19 protein-coding genes are annotated in these 19203 nt (G+C 34.9%); all 19 read right to left on the reverse strand.

What is annotated here, in order from left to right; translation table 11 throughout:
* Positions 1–54: 54 nt before the first annotated feature.
* The 19 genes from salA to rpsK all read right to left on the reverse strand — a co-directional run bounded on the left by salA (position 55) and on the right by rpsK (position 19182).
* Entirely contained in the window at positions 55–1116 is a 1062-nt protein-coding gene (gene salA, locus ACSBO6_RS20415) for an iron-sulfur carrier protein/transcriptional regulator SalA (RefSeq protein WP_098848430.1), read from the reverse strand.
* 99 nt (positions 1117–1215) lie between these two features.
* On the reverse strand, positions 1216–1926 hold the full coding sequence (gene cwlD, locus ACSBO6_RS20420; RefSeq protein ID WP_498843943.1) for an N-acetylmuramoyl-L-alanine amidase CwlD: 711 nt from the start codon (positions 1924–1926) through the stop codon (positions 1216–1218).
* Between the two features lie 58 nt (positions 1927–1984).
* Positions 1985–2416 (reverse strand): DUF2521 family protein, encoded by a 432-nt coding sequence (locus ACSBO6_RS20425; RefSeq protein WP_098848432.1) that lies wholly within the window; start codon positions 2414–2416, stop codon positions 1985–1987.
* Positions 2417–2557: 141 nt separating this feature from the next.
* A complete protein-coding gene (locus ACSBO6_RS20430; protein WP_498843944.1) occupies positions 2558–3826 on the reverse strand; it encodes an S-adenosylmethionine decarboxylase related protein in 1269 nt (422 codons plus the stop codon).
* A gap of 163 nt (positions 3827–3989) precedes the next feature.
* Positions 3990–5285, reverse strand: coding sequence for a phage portal protein (locus tag ACSBO6_RS20435; RefSeq protein ID WP_498843945.1), 1296 nt, complete (start codon positions 5283–5285; stop codon positions 3990–3992).
* A gap of 248 nt (positions 5286–5533) precedes the next feature.
* Entirely contained in the window at positions 5534–6466 is a 933-nt protein-coding gene (locus tag ACSBO6_RS20440) for a response regulator (protein ID WP_098848435.1), read from the reverse strand.
* Complete coding sequence (locus ACSBO6_RS20445; RefSeq protein WP_498844690.1) at positions 6463–7752, reverse strand: ATP-binding protein; 1290 nt, start codon at positions 7750–7752, stop codon at positions 6463–6465. The genes ACSBO6_RS20440 and ACSBO6_RS20445 overlap by 4 nt, the downstream gene beginning before the upstream one ends.
* Before the next feature lie 138 nt (positions 7753–7890).
* Positions 7891–9585, reverse strand: coding sequence for an NAD-dependent malic enzyme (locus tag ACSBO6_RS20450; RefSeq protein WP_098848436.1), 1695 nt, complete (start codon positions 9583–9585; stop codon positions 7891–7893).
* A gap of 232 nt (positions 9586–9817) precedes the next feature.
* Complete coding sequence (aspA, locus tag ACSBO6_RS20455; RefSeq protein WP_098848437.1) at positions 9818–11254, reverse strand: aspartate ammonia-lyase; 1437 nt, start codon at positions 11252–11254, stop codon at positions 9818–9820.
* An 18-nt stretch (positions 11255–11272) separates the two neighbouring features.
* Complete coding sequence (locus ACSBO6_RS20460; RefSeq protein ID WP_098848438.1) at positions 11273–12544, reverse strand: cation:dicarboxylate symporter family transporter; 1272 nt, start codon at positions 12542–12544, stop codon at positions 11273–11275.
* 335 nt (positions 12545–12879) lie between these two features.
* Positions 12880–13272 (reverse strand): 30S ribosomal protein S9, encoded by a 393-nt coding sequence (gene rpsI, locus ACSBO6_RS20465; protein WP_056467505.1) that lies wholly within the window; start codon positions 13270–13272, stop codon positions 12880–12882.
* Between the two features lie 21 nt (positions 13273–13293).
* Positions 13294–13731: a 50S ribosomal protein L13 gene (gene rplM, locus ACSBO6_RS20470; RefSeq protein WP_088014592.1), complete on the reverse strand. Its 438-nt coding sequence runs from the start codon at positions 13729–13731 to the stop codon at positions 13294–13296.
* A 158-nt stretch (positions 13732–13889) separates the two neighbouring features.
* Positions 13890–14633, reverse strand: coding sequence for a tRNA pseudouridine(38-40) synthase TruA (truA, locus tag ACSBO6_RS20475; protein WP_098848439.1), 744 nt, complete (start codon positions 14631–14633; stop codon positions 13890–13892).
* A 12-nt stretch (positions 14634–14645) separates the two neighbouring features.
* Positions 14646–15440, reverse strand: coding sequence for a cobalt ECF transporter T component CbiQ (gene cbiQ / locus ACSBO6_RS20480; protein WP_098848440.1), 795 nt, complete (start codon positions 15438–15440; stop codon positions 14646–14648).
* Positions 15437–16303, reverse strand: a complete 867-nt coding sequence (locus ACSBO6_RS20485) for an energy-coupling factor ABC transporter ATP-binding protein (RefSeq protein ID WP_098848441.1) — start codon at positions 16301–16303, stop codon at positions 15437–15439. The genes cbiQ and ACSBO6_RS20485 overlap by 4 nt, the downstream gene beginning before the upstream one ends.
* The gene (locus ACSBO6_RS20490) at positions 16279–17121 is read right to left on the reverse strand and encodes an energy-coupling factor ABC transporter ATP-binding protein (RefSeq protein WP_098848442.1); all 843 of its coding nucleotides are present in this window, start codon (positions 17119–17121) and stop codon (positions 16279–16281) included. Before ACSBO6_RS20490 ends, ACSBO6_RS20485 begins: the two co-directional genes overlap by 25 nt.
* 113 nt (positions 17122–17234) lie before the next feature.
* A complete protein-coding gene (gene rplQ, locus ACSBO6_RS20495; RefSeq protein WP_056467487.1) occupies positions 17235–17597 on the reverse strand; it encodes a 50S ribosomal protein L17 in 363 nt (120 codons plus the stop codon).
* An 84-nt stretch (positions 17598–17681) separates the two neighbouring features.
* Positions 17682–18626 (reverse strand): DNA-directed RNA polymerase subunit alpha, encoded by a 945-nt coding sequence (locus ACSBO6_RS20500; protein ID WP_056467484.1) that lies wholly within the window; start codon positions 18624–18626, stop codon positions 17682–17684.
* Positions 18627–18792: 166 nt separating this feature from the next.
* Positions 18793–19182: a 30S ribosomal protein S11 gene (gene rpsK, locus ACSBO6_RS20505; RefSeq protein ID WP_056467481.1), complete on the reverse strand. Its 390-nt coding sequence runs from the start codon at positions 19180–19182 to the stop codon at positions 18793–18795.
* Positions 19183–19203 lie beyond the last annotated feature (21 nt).

The following is a 19203-nucleotide window of genomic DNA, read 5'->3' on the forward strand; positions in this document are numbered from 1 at the left end:
ACGATCACCATCGCTAACAAAAAACAAGCATACAAATTAAAAGGGTATAGTTTATTATTTATTTAATACGATTTTCTCGACTACTTGCTTAGCAATCGACGTATAGATTTTACCAGTTGGGTGGTCTTTATCATATATTGAAGGAGCAAAGTCCTCTTCATCCCAATCAGGCTGTTGTAAAGGTAATTGTCCTAAAAGAGTAGTTTGAAGCTCTTTTGCAAGCCTTTCTCCTCCACCTTTACCAAAAACATACTCTTTTTCGCCAGTTTTTTTACTTTCAAAATAACTCATATTTTCTACAACACCAATTATTTCATGATCTGTTTTTAATGCCATTACTCCCGCTCTAGCTGCAACAATTGAAGCTGTAGGATGTGGTGTCGTAACAATTATTTCCTTACAAGATGGTAACATACTATGAACATCTAATGCTACATCCCCAGTACCAGGTGGTAAATCTAGTAATAAATAATCTAAATCTCCCCATTCAACTTCTGTGAAAAACTGTTGTAGCATTTTACCAAGCATTGGACCTCTCCAAATAATTGGTGAATTATCTTCTACAAAGAATCCCATTGAAATGACCTTCACTCCAAAACGATCAACAGGAATGATACGCTCTCCTCTGATTACAGGTCTTGTCGTAATTCCCATCATATCCGGTACACTAAAGCCATAAATATCAGCATCGATTATACCTACTTTTTTACCTAATCTTGCTAAAGCAACTGCTAAGTTCACAGAAACAGTAGATTTACCTACTCCACCTTTTCCACTTGCGATTGCTAAAAATTGTACTTTTTTATTATCTAATAATGAAAGTGTTGAGTTATCTTGGTTGTCTCCAATAAACTGACCTTTTTCTTCATCTGTAAATTCAGTAAATCGAATTCCAACTGTATCAGCGCCATTCTGCTTTAATAACTGAACAATTTGTGTTTGAATTTGCATTTGTTCTGCTGTGCCAGTTTTCAATAACGCAATTTTAACGCTTACATGTTTCTTCTCTTCTTTTATCGAAATTTCTTTAACAGCATCTAATTCTTCTAATGATTTATTTAAAAATGGTTCATTAATCGTGCCTAAAAGTGATAATACTTGTTCATTGGTAAGCATATTTACACCTCGTTATCTTAATATACTAAATAGTATAACACATGTAACATAGTAAGTCCTAAGTAAGATGAATTAGTTAGTAAAAATGAAAACCACCGATTAATTCGGCGGTTCATTTTTATCTGTATAATACCTAATAACCCCTCTATATATAGCTGCAGCAAGTTTATCTTGATATTCATCATCTCTTAACTGCTGACTTTCTTCATAATTTGATAAAAAGCCCACTTCTACAAGCGCACCTGGTACTTTAGCATATTTCATCAAGTAAACATGATTAATAATTTTCGCTAATCGATGAGTATTATTTAGACTTTCTCTTAACTCAGCTTGGACGTATTTTGCAAATCGTTCATTTTCAATTAATGAACCATAAAAGAATGTTTGTGCACCTTTTGAAGATGTTCTTGGTAAGGAGTTTAAATGAATTGATATGTATAGGTCTGCGTTCGATCCATTAATAATTTCTACCCTTTTCCTTAAATCCACGCTTTTTCTCCTACTATACCCTTTCATTCCATCCTCTGCTAGATCGTAATCTCCATCTCTTGTCATAACAACCGTTGCACCTTGACCTTGTAAATAATCCCTCAGTTTGTTTGTTATTGATAGAGCAACAACTTTTTCAATAACATCTCCACCAGAAGCACCTCCATCTGGTCCACCATGCCCAGCATCCAAAACAATCACTTTTCCGTCTAAAGGTAGTCCTCTAAAATTCCAGGTCTTTGAAGTTTTTTGTAGAAAAGGTATACTCAAAATCAAAAAAACAAAGGTTACAATGATAACGATTAGATGCCATCTTTTCATTTTTTCTCCCCCTGATTGTCCTATAAAAAATATATGGGACAACTAGGAAGAATATGACTTACTTTGATAAACGAAGTCTGTGTCTTCTTTCTCCTTTTACATATCCATCTAACCACCAATTATTTAAAAAAGACTTACATTTATCAAACGGTTCTGTTTGAATATCATCCTTGCGACCAAATACGGATGAATAAAATAAATACGCTAACCATTCAGATTCTTTAGCTGACCTTCTTTTAACATTTTCGATTGGTTCACCGTAAAAACCAAATCGGCTATATCTTGCACCCAATAAGTATGTTTCCACCGCTAACTCTAAACAATAATCTTCTCTTGCTTTTCTTTGGTTAATGTCTGCGTCTATACAGTAGGAAAATGAATCCTTTAACTGGGTTTTTAATTGCATTATTTTTAGTTCTTTTAATAAGCTCTTTTCAAATTTAATTTGCTTTTCTCTTCTTTTTTCTCGGAAATTTGTTATTAGATTCATGATGAAACCTCCCCGTAGCCATAGTCTAAGACGAAAAGGTGTGCTTCATTCAAAAACTACATACTTAATTTCTTCCATAAAAAAATAAAAACTTAAGCTAATAAAAAAAGAGGGGTCACAAAATTCCCTCCCTCTTCATTTTTAATCATTGAATGATTTCATTCTTTGTAAAAGTAAACCATCACTTTTTTCATTTTCTCCGTATACAAACTGCGGCATATGATATTTTAAATACTGACCATATTTGCTATTTGTATTTAGTACTAATTCATCTACAAAGTAAGCACCATTTACTACAGTATCCAAACATAAACTAGCAACTCCTGCATATACTCCACATGCGACTTGAAGATAGGTTGCATTTGTACCGTAATTTGCAAATGAATCTTTATTGTTCATTACATTATAGATATAGCGCTCTTTATCTTCATACACGAGTAAAACTCCAACTACGTCCTCTCCTACTAATGGAGCTGTTGAAGGATCTAGAAGCTTTTTATCAAAACCCAATATTTCGTCAGTGTTTTTTAAATTATTTCTAATTAGATTCGTTGTATGCTCATTAACACGATACACAAAACCACTTTCTATGTTAAACAATTTGCCAATAATAAATACTTCTTCATGTGGCATAAGACAGCCATAAAAGACTTTTTCGCCCAATGTTACTTTAAATTCGACAGAATAAACATCATCATACAAGAAGATTGGAATATTTTGTTTAACAAACATAGGAAAGCTTGTGACTGCCTCTTCTAGGAAGCAATCTGGGGACCAAGTGGTGTATATTGTTTCTTTTTGAGCTAGTGAAGGGTTTTCATAAAAAGAATTATCATGTTCAACAATATAACATGCAAGAGGTTTTTCGAAAGGAAATTGGTTCATTAAATCGATTGCCATCCATTGTACAATTCCAGGATTCATCCCCGAACCAATAATGGCTGTAGTATTTTTAAACTTTCGTTTATTTTCCTCGAAGATACGTAAACGTTCTTTAAGCGGGAACCCGGAACTAATACTTTCATCTTCATCTACTATTTCACTTTCTAAAGCTGTGTTGACATACTTCACACCAAACTCATTACAACAGCGCAACATTTCAACAGAATCCGCTCTAGAAACATCAACTACAATAACTGTATTACTCTCTATAAGATGTTTTTTCATTAATTCACTATTATTAACATTCATTTCATGAAACGTAACTTTTTCTATTAGGTTAGGGATAATCCTTTCAAAATAAGTTATATCTTTTTGTTTCAAATCAATTAAATGAAACTTGGCATTTTTCATTATTAGATAAATCGGATCATTTTGATCCTTTGCCGCTTTATTAAATATAGAAAGTACTGCCTTTGCTACTCCGCCAGAACTACCTAATAGGGTAATAATCGCATCTTTTTCAAACATATAAACAACTCCATAAATTGGTTTAATTTTAGCTATTACTTTACTATATGAACCAATAGAAAAAGTGTTCGGACAAGTATCCTGTCGATCTATAACCTATGTTATCTTTCTAATTGAAAAAAAGCCTAACTAATAACTAGTTAAAAGCTTCTCATTTTTCTATTTAAGTATTTTTATCGTCTGGTTCTGGTTTCTCTAAAAGTTTCTTTTGTTCTTCCATACAAAACTCTTTAAATTTTTTGCACTCTTCTATACACTCTTGTCTGCATTTTTCAATTTCTTCTTCGCGTTTCTTTTCTCTTTCAACACGTAATTCAAATTCCCTATCACGTTCTTTTTGATCGATTGGGGCAGTATCATTTTTAAGAAGTGGAACGTTTCCTCTTTCAATTGGCCCAAACCCCATCAAAGAGCGCCATTCGTTAGGTGTTAGAGAAGCTCTTTCTACCATAACTGTAAAGGCTAATTTTGTTGTGATAGATGCAAATTCTAAATTAGATGCTTCAAAAACAATACGATTACCATTTTTTCGTTCTGCAGGGGTAAAGAATTTGCGTGTAAACTCATTATTTAGCTGGATGACTAAAGGATTAATTACGGCTTCATTGTAAGTATTCCATTCAACCTCATTAAATGTACTTTGAACAATTTTTTCGTTCGTATTAAAAAAACTATAGATTCGTCTGATTGCATCATTCGTTCTTTGTGCCTCTGGAGCATAATTACTTACGGGTACTTGTTGTAGTGTATAGATCGGCTCTGAAAAACCTGCTTTTACACCATCTCCAGTAAATTTCATATAATTGTTTACAAACTCATTCGTATTCGTAATCATATCTTCTTGATTTAGTACCTCTTTAAAGTTTAATAACCAGTATATAAAGCGGTTTTTACTTACATTTTCAACAATACTGTCATCTACCGAATCAATCACTTCTAATAACGGTAGTAAAGGATCATACGGGGGCGTGCCAAATAGATCATTACTATTAAAATCTTGTCTTAAATGAATGATATCGCTATAAGGTAAAATTAATACATTTTTCGTTTTGAATGTGAATTTTAAAAATATTAATCCCTGATTATTTTCGAGCACTTCAACTTTTGTACAAGGAATAGGAAAAATAGCGGTAGGATAACCAAAATCATTTCGCTTAATAAATGCAAACGCATTACTGTTTAAATCAAGTTGCGTTACCATTTTCTCTAAAAGTAATTGTCTAGACATAAAGGGATTTGGTTCTTGCAGTACATTATAAACCCAGGGGTCAGGGTTAATCTTGCATTCTCTATTGTTTTCTCTAACATGTGTTACTTTTAGTTTACCAATCGCATTAGCTTTAGGTCTAATACATGCCCTGATCACATCATTCTTAAATAATGTATCGCCTAATGTTAATTGGCCATCCCCTTCATCATTTAATAACTCAAAAGAACTAGTACTTGATTGAAAATTCATTTTCCCCATTATCCAATCGATTAAGCCAATATAAATCCCCCCTAACTAGATGGCCATTGGTATAATTTATTATGGTATATTATTTTATTCTTTCAAAACTCTTCTATGCTACATTTTAGAATGAATTATTAAAACTCTTTAATTTTTATCGTTTTAAGATATCAGTTTACTATTTAGTTTATTCTAGAAAGTAATCGTGCACAAAAAGACCCTCACTAAAATCATATGAGGGCTAACAAAATTTATTTTTAATATCTTTCAACTAAAAGCTGTTTTGATTCAAAGTATAAAACTTGTATAAATTTCTTTGCATTAATGCGAGTGTGTGATGATGAAGTCAAGGATGCTTGTTTCAATTCACTCATTCTTTGACGAACTGTTTCAAAATCAAAAAATTTTGAAGCATAATTTTCAAATTTAGGGTTTGCAAAATCTGTCAGTCCTATTGATGCCATATGGTTTAAAGATTGGTAAATCGCTCTCCGAACTCGTTGTTCTGATGATTTTCTTTCCCGCTCAACGTCTTCTTGAGAATTTACAATCCCTAGCTTTTTCAAACTGATATGAGTGTATATATCCTTAAGTGTAGGAAATCCTGCCTCTAGACCATAATTCGTTTCATATTCATATAGGTAATTGAGCATATCAAGTAAATCCTTGCTCCCATTTTCTCCAGCTATACCAAGTTCCGATAATAGAACCTGTCCCCAATCCGTAATCTTCTTTTTATCAGTCATCGATTTAGGTTGATTGATTGCATTTACATTGAAAACATTACTTAATGATTTTTGAATATCAAAAATCGATTGTTCTAGTCGAATACGCTCCAAGACCTTTCTAACGACTGATATTACTTCAATTTTGTTCAAAGGCTTAGTAATGTAATATTCAATTCCAAGAGAATAAGCTTCTCCAATTAATTCTTTAGACTCCACTTGGGAAATCATAATAATTTTACCTTTGAATGAAGATCCCATTCTCCTAATTGTTTCTATACCGTCCTGAAGAGGCATTAATAAATCGATAAATAAAATATCAACTTGATTGACTTCAAGCGTATTTGCATCTAAAAAATATCCGTCTTCCGCCTCACCAACAACTTCACCTAACTCTTCATCTTCTATGATCTGTGATAACATCGATCGAAAGACTTCATCATCATCCGTGATATAAAATTTCATAAATTCACCCTTTCTAAGGCGAGAGCTCCAATAGGTAGTCGAATCGTAAAAATGCATTCACTCTCTTTTTGATTGAGAACAACTTCTCCTCCCAGTTCTTCTGCCATTTCTTTAATATAGGATAAACCGATTCCCGTTGATGGGTTTCCATCTTCGCTATATTTAGAAGTAAATCCAGGTTTAAAAATAAGCTTCATATTTTTTGACGGAACTCCTGGTCCATTATCAATCACCTTACATTCAATCCAATCTTCAACTCTTTCAATTGATAAGACAACCGTCCCTTTTTGTTCTATGGCTTCCACTGCGTTCGCAACTAAATTATTAATAAATGATAGCATTAGGTAGATATGGTAGTGCGGATGCTGTCCCTTTATTTGAGAAACAAATTCAATTTTCTTTCCTAGCATACCTGCATATTTTTGATTAATCCGGATAATCATTGTTACTAAATCATTTACATTCATATATTCTGGTAAACTTTCACTTGTAATCAGTTTAGAAAGACCAGCGAAAATTCTTTGGTTATCTTTTTTTATTTCATGTACCTCTCCTGCAATCCTTAAAGATTTGCTCCCCCATTCTTCAATCGGAACTCCTAAATCTTGTTTATACTTACTCATGTCTCGATATAAATTGTAGGATTCTTTTGTGATTGTTTCGGCATTTTGTAACGTCTTTTTCAAATAAACAGACTCTACATACAAATTAGATAAATGCATAAGCATATTTTCATTTTCTTTACGTATTTGCGATTCCTTCAGTTTTAGCTCGTAAAGTTTCATCATATTGATAAATGCTAATACAAAAAAACTTCTAAACACAGCAATAATGATGATTTTGTTTAACTCTTCTATAGTAAGTGAAGCTCCTACACCATAAAGTTGAAGTATTAACTCGATTAAACTAGAGGTAATCTCAATCGTAATACCGAAAATCCCTATTAGTATCGGGTGCTGAAACCGATTTACCTTCAATAAATAAAAGAAAACAGAATATGAAACATAATATAAAAAAGTTGGAAATCTGACTGAATAAGCTGAGGCAAAATTAAAATCTTGCAATACTAACCAATCTAGCCCAACTCGGAATACGAAAACAGATATGCCTATTAAGAGTCCTATTAAAACAGAATGATACTTCCTAAAATATAATAAAGAAAAGAAAAAAATTGGGGTTCCAAAACTAACTCGAAATATATTATCAAATGGATGAAAGTTCAGTTCACCCGCTATCGGAACAATAACCATAAGTGCAATAACAATCCAAAAATCTTTACCTTGCATTACTTTTGATCCCAAATCCGCCACTTCCTGATTTTTGCTACTAGTATATCGCCTTGTTGTTATTAACACAATGATCCTCCATACTACTAAATTTCATAAGAAAATACAGCTTGATGATACAAGCTGTATTTTTGGTTTTTATATAGTGACCAATTCTTTAGTAGCTTTAATCGGTCGATATGCAGGTTCCCACATTGCGTTTCGTACAGCTTGCTCAATATCGTCGTGTACAACACGAGCTACACCGTCAGCAACTGCTGCTTTTGCTACTTCAATCGCAACTACTTCTGAAATAGTACGTAGATTCTCGATTTGTGGTAGTAATGGTGCACCTAATTTACTTACATCGATCATTTCCGCTACAGCTTCGGCAGCCGCTGCAAACATTCCATCAGTAATAATACTAGCACGTGAAACATTTGTTCCAAGTCCTAGACCTGGGAAAATAAGCGCATTATTTGATTGACCAATTACATAAACTGTTTTGTTATAAGTTACTGGAGCAAAAGGACTTCCTGTTGCTACCAAAGCTCTTCCTTCAGTCCACTTGATTAAATCAGATGGTTTTGCCTCAGCAAGTGGTGTAGGATTTGACATCGGTAAAATGACAGGTCTTTCAACATGTGCCGCCATATCTTTAATAATCTCTTCAGTGAAAGCACCGGCAACAGTTGAAGTACCAATTAAGATCGTAGGATGAACTTCGCTTACTACGTCAGCTAGGCTTGCACCTGAATTATTTTCCTCGATTGGGCGTGCATACGGTTGTTGGAAGTCGAATAACCCTTCCATATCCTCTGCAATCAATCCATTTCGGTCAATGCACCAAAATCTACGGTTTGCTGATTCGAATGAAAGACCTTCACGTACCATTGCATCACGAACTTGATCAGCGATCCCGATACCCGCTGCTCCTGAACCAAATACAACTACACGATGTTCGCTTAATGGAATACCAGATGCCTTTACTGCTGCTAGTACGGCTGCTAGTGATACAGCTCCCGTGCCTTGAATATCATCGTTGAAAGTACAAACTTGGTGACGATACTTATCTAATATATTTCTTGCATTTTTAGAGCTAAAATCCTCCCAGTGAAGTAAAGCACTTGGGAATTTCTCTACTGCAGTTTTTACAAACTTATCAATGAACGCTTCATATCGACTGTCGCGAACGCGAGGATGACGGTTACCAACATAAAATGGATTATTTAATAGCTCTTCGCGATCAGTACCAACATCTAAAATGACTGGCAATACTCGTGCTGGATCAATACCCGCAGCAGCTGTATAAACTGCTAATTTACCAATTGCGATATTAATTCCGCCAACTCCCCAGTCACCAATTCCTAATATTCCTTCACCGTCAGTAATAACGATTAAATCAATTTCATCTGCATTTGCCCCATAATTATCAAATGCTTGCGCAATACCATCTTCTTCGTTAATAGAAAGATACAAACCACGAGGTCTTCTATATTCATTACTATAACGTTGAATTGCTAAACCAACTGTTGGCGTATAAACAACCGGAAGCATTTCAGGTAAGTGATCAGTTAATACTCGGTAAAATAATATTTCATTACGATCATGCAAAGCTGATAATGCAACATTTTTATGCAAATCAGTAGGTTGTGACGAGAATTGCTCGTAAGCTCGTTTTGCTTGCTCTTCTAGCGTTAGTACAGCTGGCGGTAATAATCCTGTTAAACCTAATTCATTTCGTTCCTCTTGAGTAAATGCAACTCCTTTATTAAGCATTGGAACACCTAATAATTCGGCACCTCGCAAGGTAGTCTCCACTTCTCCATTCGAACCTACCTTGAATTTATGCATATAAATCCCATCCCTTTTCCATATTATTTATGTTTATCTTTTTTAGTTAAGCAAAAAAGGGCTATTCGCCCTTCACTTTGTAATCATTAATTGTCAGACTGCCAAAAAGTAACCTACTTCCTACGTGCAATACTAGTAGCAGCGCTAAATTTATATACATGGCAGTATAAGCACTGCAAACAAACAAAGCAGCATAAAAAGTAAGCATTTATCAGCAGTCTGACTAAATGATTTATTGACGTTCTAAAAGAACTGCACCAGCAATACCAGGGTGAGTCATTTCAAACGGATCTAAAATTAGATCAAGCTCTTCTTCTGATAATACGTCATATTTTAAGCAAAGTTCACGTACTGGCTTTCCTGTTAGAATTGCTTCTCTCGCTATTCTTGCAGCAACTTCATAACCGATATGTGGATTAACAGCTGTTATTAGACCAACGCTCTTTTCTACATATTCCTTCATTCTGTCTTCATTAGCTTCAATTCCTTTTAAACAATTATCTGTAAATACACGGAATGCGTTATTCATAATGCTAATTGATTGAAGTAAATTAAATACTAAAACAGGTTCCATAACGTTTAATTCTAATTGCCCTGCTTCAGACGCTAAACAGATTGTATGGTCATTTCCGATTACTTGGAATGCAACTTGGTTAATAAGTTCTGCCATTACGGGATTTACTTTACCTGGCATAATTGATGATCCAGGTTGACGTGCTGGCAATGAAATTTCACCAAGACCTGCACGTGGGCCTGAAGCCATTAAACGTAAATCATTCGCAATTTTAGACATATTCATCATACATACTTTTAGAGCAGCTGATACTTCTGTGTAAGCATCAGTGTTTTGAGTAGCATCAACAAGATGCTCAGCTCCAACAAGTGATAGGCCGCTTATTTCAGCTAATTGTTTTACAACTAATTCAATATAGCGAGGATCTGCATTTAAACCTGTTCCAACCGCTGTAGCCCCCATATTTACTTCATATAAGTGCTGACGAGATTGTTCAATACGTTTTATATCACGACCAAGAACACGAGAGTATGCTTCGAATTCTTGTCCTAAACGAATTGGTACTGCATCCTGTAAGTGAGTACGGCCCATTTTAATTACATGGTCAAATTCTTTTGCCTTTAAATCAAATACATCACGCATATAATTCATTGTTTTTAATAATTTTTCTAACATATTTAAAGTCGCAATATGAATTGCAGTTGGGAATGCATCATTTGTAGACTGCGACATATTTACATGGGTATTTGGACTAATGCAGAAATAGTCACCTTTTTCTTTACCTAGTATTTCAAGCGCACGATTTGCAATTACTTCATTTGCATTCATATTCATTGATGTACCTGCTCCACCTTGGATAGGATCTACAATGAACTGATCATGCCATTTACCTTCAATAATTTCTTGAGCTGCCTCTGCAATCGCATTTCCATTTCCCTCATAAAGGCGTTTTGTTTCTACGTTAGCAAGTGCTGCTGCCTTCTTTACAATTGCTAAAGCTTTAATTAGTTCTTCGTGAATTTTATAACCAGTAATAGGGAAATTTTCAACTGCGCGTAATGTTTGGACACCATAGTAGGCATCTGCAGGAATTTCTTTTTCCCCTAAAAAATCTTTTTCAATGCGTATGTTTGGTTTAATTTCAGTAGCCGCCATTTGTTTTTTCTCCCATCTTTACGCAACTTTTGATTCTTTAACAGAATCAATATATTGTCGCGCTTTATCTTTATCGTATTCGCCTTCCCATTTCGCCATCGTAATGGCTGCTAATGAGTTTCCTAATACATTTACTGCAGAACGAACCATATCTAAAATACGATCAATACCTGCAATTAATGCGATACCTTCTAAAGGTAATCCCATTGAACCTAGTGTAGCTAGTACTACTACGAACGATGCACCAGGGACACCGGCCATACCTTTTGATGTAAGCATTAGTACAAATAACAATGTTACCTGCTCCATAAACGACATGTGAATATTGTACATCTGAGCAACAAATAATGCAGCAAGAGCTTGGTAAATCGCTGAACCAGTTAAGTTAAACGAGTACCCTGTCGGTATAACAAACGATACAATTGCTTTTGGACAACCCATTTGCTCCATTTTTTTCATAATGTTAGGTAATACTGCTTCTGAACTTGCTGTTGTAAAAGAAAGAATCAACTCTTCCTTTAAAATCTTCATTAGTGTAAAAATATTCGTCCCTGTCATTTTAGCATTAATACCTAAAATAACAATAGCAAAAAATGCCACTGTGATATAAACAGCTACAACAAGTTTACCAAGTGGTAATAGAGTACTTACTCCGAACTTTGCAACTGTTACCGCAATTAATGCAAATACCCCAAACGGAGCAGTTTTCATAACTTGATTTGTAACCCAAAACATCGCTTCTAATACACCTTCAAAAAATCCAAGAACAGGCTTTCCTTTTTCTCCAATCGCTGCTACACCTAAGCCAAACAGTACAGAGAAGAAAATAATCGGTAGTAGATCACCTTGTGCCATTGATTCAAACACATTTTTTGGGAAAATATGAACCAGTGTCTCTGCAAAGCCACTTTTTTGTGTTGCAGTTGCTGTTTGTTCATATGCTGAAATATCACCTTTTTGCAGATGACTCATATCTACTCCTTTTCCCGGATGGAATAAATTTGCTGCAAGCAATCCAATTGCTAGTGCAATCGTCGTAATGACTTCAAAATAAAGAAGTGTTTTTCCTCCAAGTTTTCCTAACTTCTTTATATCCCCTACACCTGCTACGGCAACTATAAGAGCTGAAATTACAATTGGCATAACGATCATTTTAATTAAATGAATAAAGATATCACCAATCGGTTGAATATAAGATATTGCCTTTTCATTTCCGTATACTAAAGCTCCTACAACAATACCTAATATAAGAGCAACGAAGATCTGTGTAGCTAAACCAAATTTCTTCATATAAATCCCCCTTGTTAACGCTTTCATACATTGTAATGAAATACTTAACTAATTCTATATGCAAACCTACAAAACAATACAAAAACCTACAAACACATTTAAAATAATTATAAAAAGTTTCAAAAACGCTAAATAATTGACAATTTTATACAATGGGAAGACCTACTGAAAAGAAGTGCATGTAAAAACGCGGTATTCAAAAATAAAAACGGACAGACAACAATTATAAAGAAAAGGAAGTAAGCTGAGAGGGAGGGATTAAAATTTGTGGAATTCAAATAGAAAAAAACTCCTGTCCACAAAGTGGAGAGGAGTTTTGAACGTATAAATAAAAATTAACGTTTTGAGAACTGAGGAGCTCTACGTGCACCTTTAAGACCGTATTTTTTACGTTCTTTCATACGTGCATCACGAGTTAATAATCCAGCGCGTTTTAATGTTCCGCGGTATTCAGGATCAACTTGTAATAAAGCTCTAGAGATACCGTGACGAATTGCACCAGCTTGACCAGTGTATCCACCACCGTTAACGTTTACTAAAATATCATAGCTACCTAAAGTTTCAGTTGCAACAAGTGGTTGTTTAACAACTTCTCTTAATGCAGCGAATGGGATGTAATCTTCAAAATCACGACCGTTAATGATAACGCGTCCTTCGCCAGGAACTAAACGTACACGAGCTACTGAGCTTTTACGACGTCCTGTGCCATAGTATTGTACTTGTGCCATGTGAATGCCCTCCTTTTATAATTATCCGCGAAGTTCGTAAACTTCTGGTTTTTGTGCTTGGTGTGGATGCTCGTTACCAGCATACACGTGTAATTTTTTAATTTGAGCACGTCCAAGACGTCCTTTTGGAAGCATACCTTTAACAGCTAACTCAAGCATTTTAACTGGGTAGTTAGTACGCATTTCTAAAGCTGTACGCTCTTTTAAACCACCAGCATACATTGTATGACGGTAGTAAATTTTATCGTTTAATTTGTTTCCTGTTAATTCAACTTTCTCAGCATTGATGATGATTACGTTATCACCTGTATCAACGTGTGGTGTGAAAGTTGGTTTGTGCTTACCGCGAAGTAAAGTAGCTACTTCAGTTGCAAGACGACCTAAAGTTTTTCCTTCAGCGTCTACAACAAACCACTTACGTTCAACTTCGCTAGCTTTTGCCATATAAGTTGTGCGCATTCTAATTTTCCTCCTAATACAATATACATAAAGTAAAATTGTTTTTATTGTTTATCTTTAACACGACTGGTTCCGGGGCTAATCGTGGTTCTTAAAACAATACCGTATTTAATATTAAACTTTATACCTTCTAATGTCAAGCAAATGTTACACCAGGATTAGTTGTTATAATCAACTTTCCATAAAAATAGTCCATTAGGCGGTGAAGTCTTGCCAGCTTTGGCTCGGTCACGTGCTAATAATGCGTTTTTAACACTTTTTACATCACGCTTTCCTTGCCCCACTTCAATTAATGTTCCAACAATTATTCTCACCATATTATAAAGAAAACCATTTCCTTCAAGAGCAATGACAATCCCCTGATCAGTTTTATTAATAGTTCCTTTATATATCGTTCGTACTTTGTCCTTTACATCGGTATTTGATGCACAAAAGGAACTAAAATCATGAGTACCTAGTAAGCAATCTAATGCTTCTTGCATTTTTATAATATTTAGCTCATGAGGAAAAAAATAATGATGGTTTCTAGAGAAAACATTTTCGTCTTTTTCATTCCAAATAAAATAACGGTATTCTTTTCGAATAACGTCAAATCTCGAATGAAAATTATCATCGACGATTTCTACACATCTAACATATATATCTTTAGGCAATTGTGCATTTAATGCTTTTTTCCATTGTTCTGGTTGCAGTACATATTCACTATCAAAATGAATTACTTGTCCTACTGCGTGCACTCCCGTATCTGTCCTTCCAGATGCATGGATTCTTATTGGATTACCTTTGTGCATCTTTGTTAGAACTGTCTCAATACTCGTTTGAACTGTTCTCTGATTAGGTTGTACTTGGTAGCCATTAAATAATGTGCCATCATATGAAATTATACATTTAATTCGATTCATAACGTATCTCCATTACTTACGTAAAAACAATAATAATAAAAATAATAAAAGTAATACAACTAAGCATGCTGTATCCCGTAAATGCCACTTCATAACACGAAACTTTGTTCTTCCATCTCCGCCTTGATAACCTCTGGATTCCATCGCAACTGCTAAGTCCTCAGCTCGTTTAAATGAATGAATAAATAATGGGACAAGTAAAGAAACTAATGCCTTTAACCTGTCTTTTATAGGTCCTGAAGAGAAATCCACTCCTCGAGACGATTGTGCCTTCATAATCTTTTCGGTCTCTTCCATAAGCGTTGGAATAAATCGTAGTGAAATTGACATCATTAAAGCCATTTCATGCACAGGTAGGCCAAACCTTTTAAATGGATTAAATAATGACTCAAGCCCATCTGTAATTTCGATTGGATTTGTTGTTAATGTCAGTAAAGTAGTAATTGAAACTAATAGAAAAAATCTCAAAGATATATAAATACCTTGAATAATTCCTTCTTTATGAATCTCAACCCATCCAAAATGATAAATAAGTGGTCCCTCTTTATTTGTAAAAACATGTAATAAAAATGTAAACACAGCTAACAACCAGATTGCTCTTAATCCTTTTAAATAATAATTAAGAGGTACTCTTGATAGCAATACTGATCCGATTGAAAATAAAAATAAAATACCGTATGTTATAAAATTATTTGCAAAGAAAACGATACAAATAAAAATGAACATTGTTAGAAGTTTTGCTCTAGCATCTAGACGATGAATAAGTGAATCGATTGGAATATATTTTCCGATAATTAGACTATTCATTTTGTTTCCCCATTATAAAGATTCGCAATGTAATTAGCGAGTTGTTCGATTGTTAAACTTGTAGCTTTTTCATTAATGCCTAATTTTTTATTTAGCTCTTGGTGAAATTTTAACGAAAGTGGAATTTGTAATCCTATTTCCTCTAGTTCCTTTTCATAGGAGAACACTTCTAAAGGACTTCCCTTTAAATACGTGGTCCCTTTTTGGAGCACATGGATCGTATCAGCATATCGCGCTGCATCTTCCATACTATGAGTCACCAAAATGATCGTCAGACCCTTTTCTTTATGCATCTGGTAAAACATATCCATTAAAGCCTTTTGACCACTAGGATCAAGACCAGCAGTAGGTTCATCCAAAACTAAAACTTCTGGTTCCATTGCTAAAACACCTGCAATAGCAACCCTTCTCATTTGACCACCACTTAATTCAAAAGGTGACTTCATTAAATATTCTTCACTTAAGCCTACTTTTTCAATTAAATCTTTCGCTCTTTTTTTAGCTTCATCTTCAGATACACCAAAATTCATTGGACCAAAGCAAATATCTTTCTCTATCGTTTCTTCAAATAATTGCTGCTCAGGAAACTGAAAAACTAATCCTACTTTTTTTCTTAATGACTTCAAATTCTTGTTTTTCTTATCTGAAAAAAGGGTAATATCATCTATTTTGGCAATGCCCTCTGTTGGTTGTAAGAGGCCATTTAAATGTTGAAGAAAAGTAGATTTACCTGAGCCTGTATGACCAATTACAGCATAATATGACCCATCAGGTATCGTAACATCAATATCATAAAGAGCACGATGCTCGAAAGGTGTTTTCGGCTGATAAGTATAGCCTACTTTTTCAAAAGTAATTTGCATAATTCGCTCACCAAGCTTTCTTGCTCTAGATGGTCTTGTCTCAAAGGTAAACCTTTTTCAATTAATAAACTAGAAAGGTTATTTGTAAAAGGAGATACTAATCCAAGCGACTCTAAAGAAAATTCTGTTTTTAATAGTTCTTCTGGAGTAACGCTTTGAACTAAATGACCATCATGCATAATTAAAATACGGTCTGCATGTATTGCTTCTTCTATATCATGAGTAATTGAAATAACAGTCATATTAATTTCTTTATGTAAATCACGAATGGTCTCGATTACTTCTTTTCTACCAAATGGATCTAACATCGATGTAGCCTCATCTAATATTAATATACTTGGTTGAATTGCCAAAGCACCTGCTATTGCTACTCTTTGTTTTTGACCACCCGAAAGAGAGTGTGGCTCATGAAGTACAAATTCGCTCATATTAACAATGTTTAAAACATCCTCAATTCGACGATCCATTTCTTCTTTCTCAATCCCGTGATTTTCTAATCCGAATGCAATATCATCTATTACTGTCGTACCTACAAACTGATTATCTGGATTTTGAAATACCATCGCTATTTTCTTTCGGACGTCCCAAATTGTCTGTTCTGATAAGCTAACTTCCTCATCAATCACGATTTGACCATCTTCAGGTAATATTAGCCCATTTAAAAGTTTAGCCAATGTTGATTTTCCAGAACCATTTCGACCTACAATAGCAACCCATTCATTTTCTTTTATATTAAATGATACAGAATGAACTGCATTTGTTTGTGCCTGTGGATATTTAAAAGATATGTTATCTACTTTAATACTATCTTTTCTCATTTGTTCACCTATAATTTCTCATTGTTTATAGATATATAATAGTCTAAAAGTAAACAGAAAAAAAGGGCAACGACATGTTTACAAGAAACGTCGAGCCCTTTTGTATACGAATATTAAACTAATTCGATAACAACCATTGGTGCTGCGTCTCCACGACGAGGACCAATTTTTGCGATACGAGTGTATCCACCTTGGCGCTCAGTGTAACGAGGAGCGATGTCAGCAAATAATTTTTGTAAAGCGTCTTGACCGTTTTCAGCGTTAGCAACTTCATTACGGATGTAAGCAGCAGCTAGACGACGAGCGTGTAAGTCTCCACGTTTACCTAATGTAATCATTTTTTCAACAACTGAACGTAACTCCTTCGCACGAGTTTCAGTAGTTTGAATACGTTCGTTGATAATTAAATCAGTAGCTAAGTCACGTAACATAGCTTTACGTTGTGAACTTGTACGTCCTAATTTTCTGTATCCCATTTCTAGTTCCCTCCTTTGTAAGTAGTATCAAAATTGGGTCATATAGACATGAAGAGAACGCCTCTCCCTTTATCGAAGCTACAATCAGTCTTCTTTACGTAGGCCAAGACCTAACTCTTCTAACTTATGTTTTACTTCTTCTAAAGACTTACGACCTAAGTTACGTACTTTCATCATGTCTTCTTCTGTCTTATTCGCAAGCTCTTGTACGGTATTAATACCAGCTCGCTTTAAGCAGTTATATGAACGAACAGAAAGATCAAGTTCTTCAATCGTCATTTCAAGGACTTTATCTTTTTGATCTTCTTCTTTTTCGACCATGATTTCTGCATTTTTAGCTTCGTCAGTTAAACCTACAAAAATGTTTAAGTGTTCAGTTAGAATTTTTGAACCTAGTGCAATTGCATCTTTTGGTCCAATACTTCCGTCAGTCCAAACATCAAGTGTTAACTTATCGAAATTTGAAACCTGTCCCACACGTGTATTTTCAACTTGGTATGTGACACGAGACACTGGAGTGTAAATCGAGTCGATAGGAATAACACCTATTGCTTGATCCTCTCTCTTGTTACCATCTGCAGGGATGTATCCACGTCCACGTCTAGCAGTTAGACGCATACGTAAATGAGCATCTTTAGCAAGAGTTGCAATATGAAGATCTGGATTTAGAACTTCAACATCGCTATCATGCGTAATATCGGCTGCAGTAATTGGCCCCTCACCGCGTACATCAATTTCTAATGTTTTTTCTTCGTCTGAATAAATTTTCAGAGCTAGTTTTTTAACATTAAGAATAATTGTTGTAACGTCTTCTACAACACCTTCAACTGTAGAGAACTCATGTAACACGCCATCAATTTGGATAGCTGTTACAGCGGCACCAGGAAGTGAGGATAAAAGGATACGACGTAAGGAGTTACCTAGCGTTGTACCATATCCACGCTCAAGTGGTTCAATAACGAATTTACCATATTTGGAATCGTCACTGATCTCAACCGTTTCGATTTTCGGCTTTTCGATTTCAATCATTTTTTAAACCCTCCTTCAAAACGTCGAAACCCTCGGTTAGACGATGCTAACCGAAAGTCCCTATTAGGCAGTTCCTAATTGTGCACAACAAGAGATGTCTGTTAATATTTGCCAAACATATATCATAATCCATTATAGACAATTTTAGAAAATTTATACAGACAAATTATACACGACGACGTTTTGGTGGACGGCATCCGTTATGTGGAACTGGAGTAACGTCTCTGATAGCAGTTACTTCAAGACCAGCAGCTTGAAGAGCACGGATAGCAGCCTCACGACCAGCACCCGGACCTTTAACAGTTACGTCAAGAGTTTTTAAACCGTGTTCCATAGAAGCTTTAGCAGCAGTTTCAGCAGCCATTTGTGCAGCGAATGGAGTAGATTTACGAGAACCTTTGAAACCTAATGATCCCGCACTTGACCAAGAAATTGCGTTACCATGAACATCAGTGATTGTTACGATTGTGTTATTGAAAGTTGAACGAATATGAGCTGTACCAGCTTCAATATTCTTTTTCACACGACGTTTACGTACATTTGTTTTACGTGCCATGTTGAATACCCTCCTTTACTT

This window comes from Bacillus sp. AL-1R (assembly GCF_052180195.1).
GTDB lineage: Bacteria > Bacillota > Bacilli > Bacillales > Bacillaceae_G > Gottfriedia.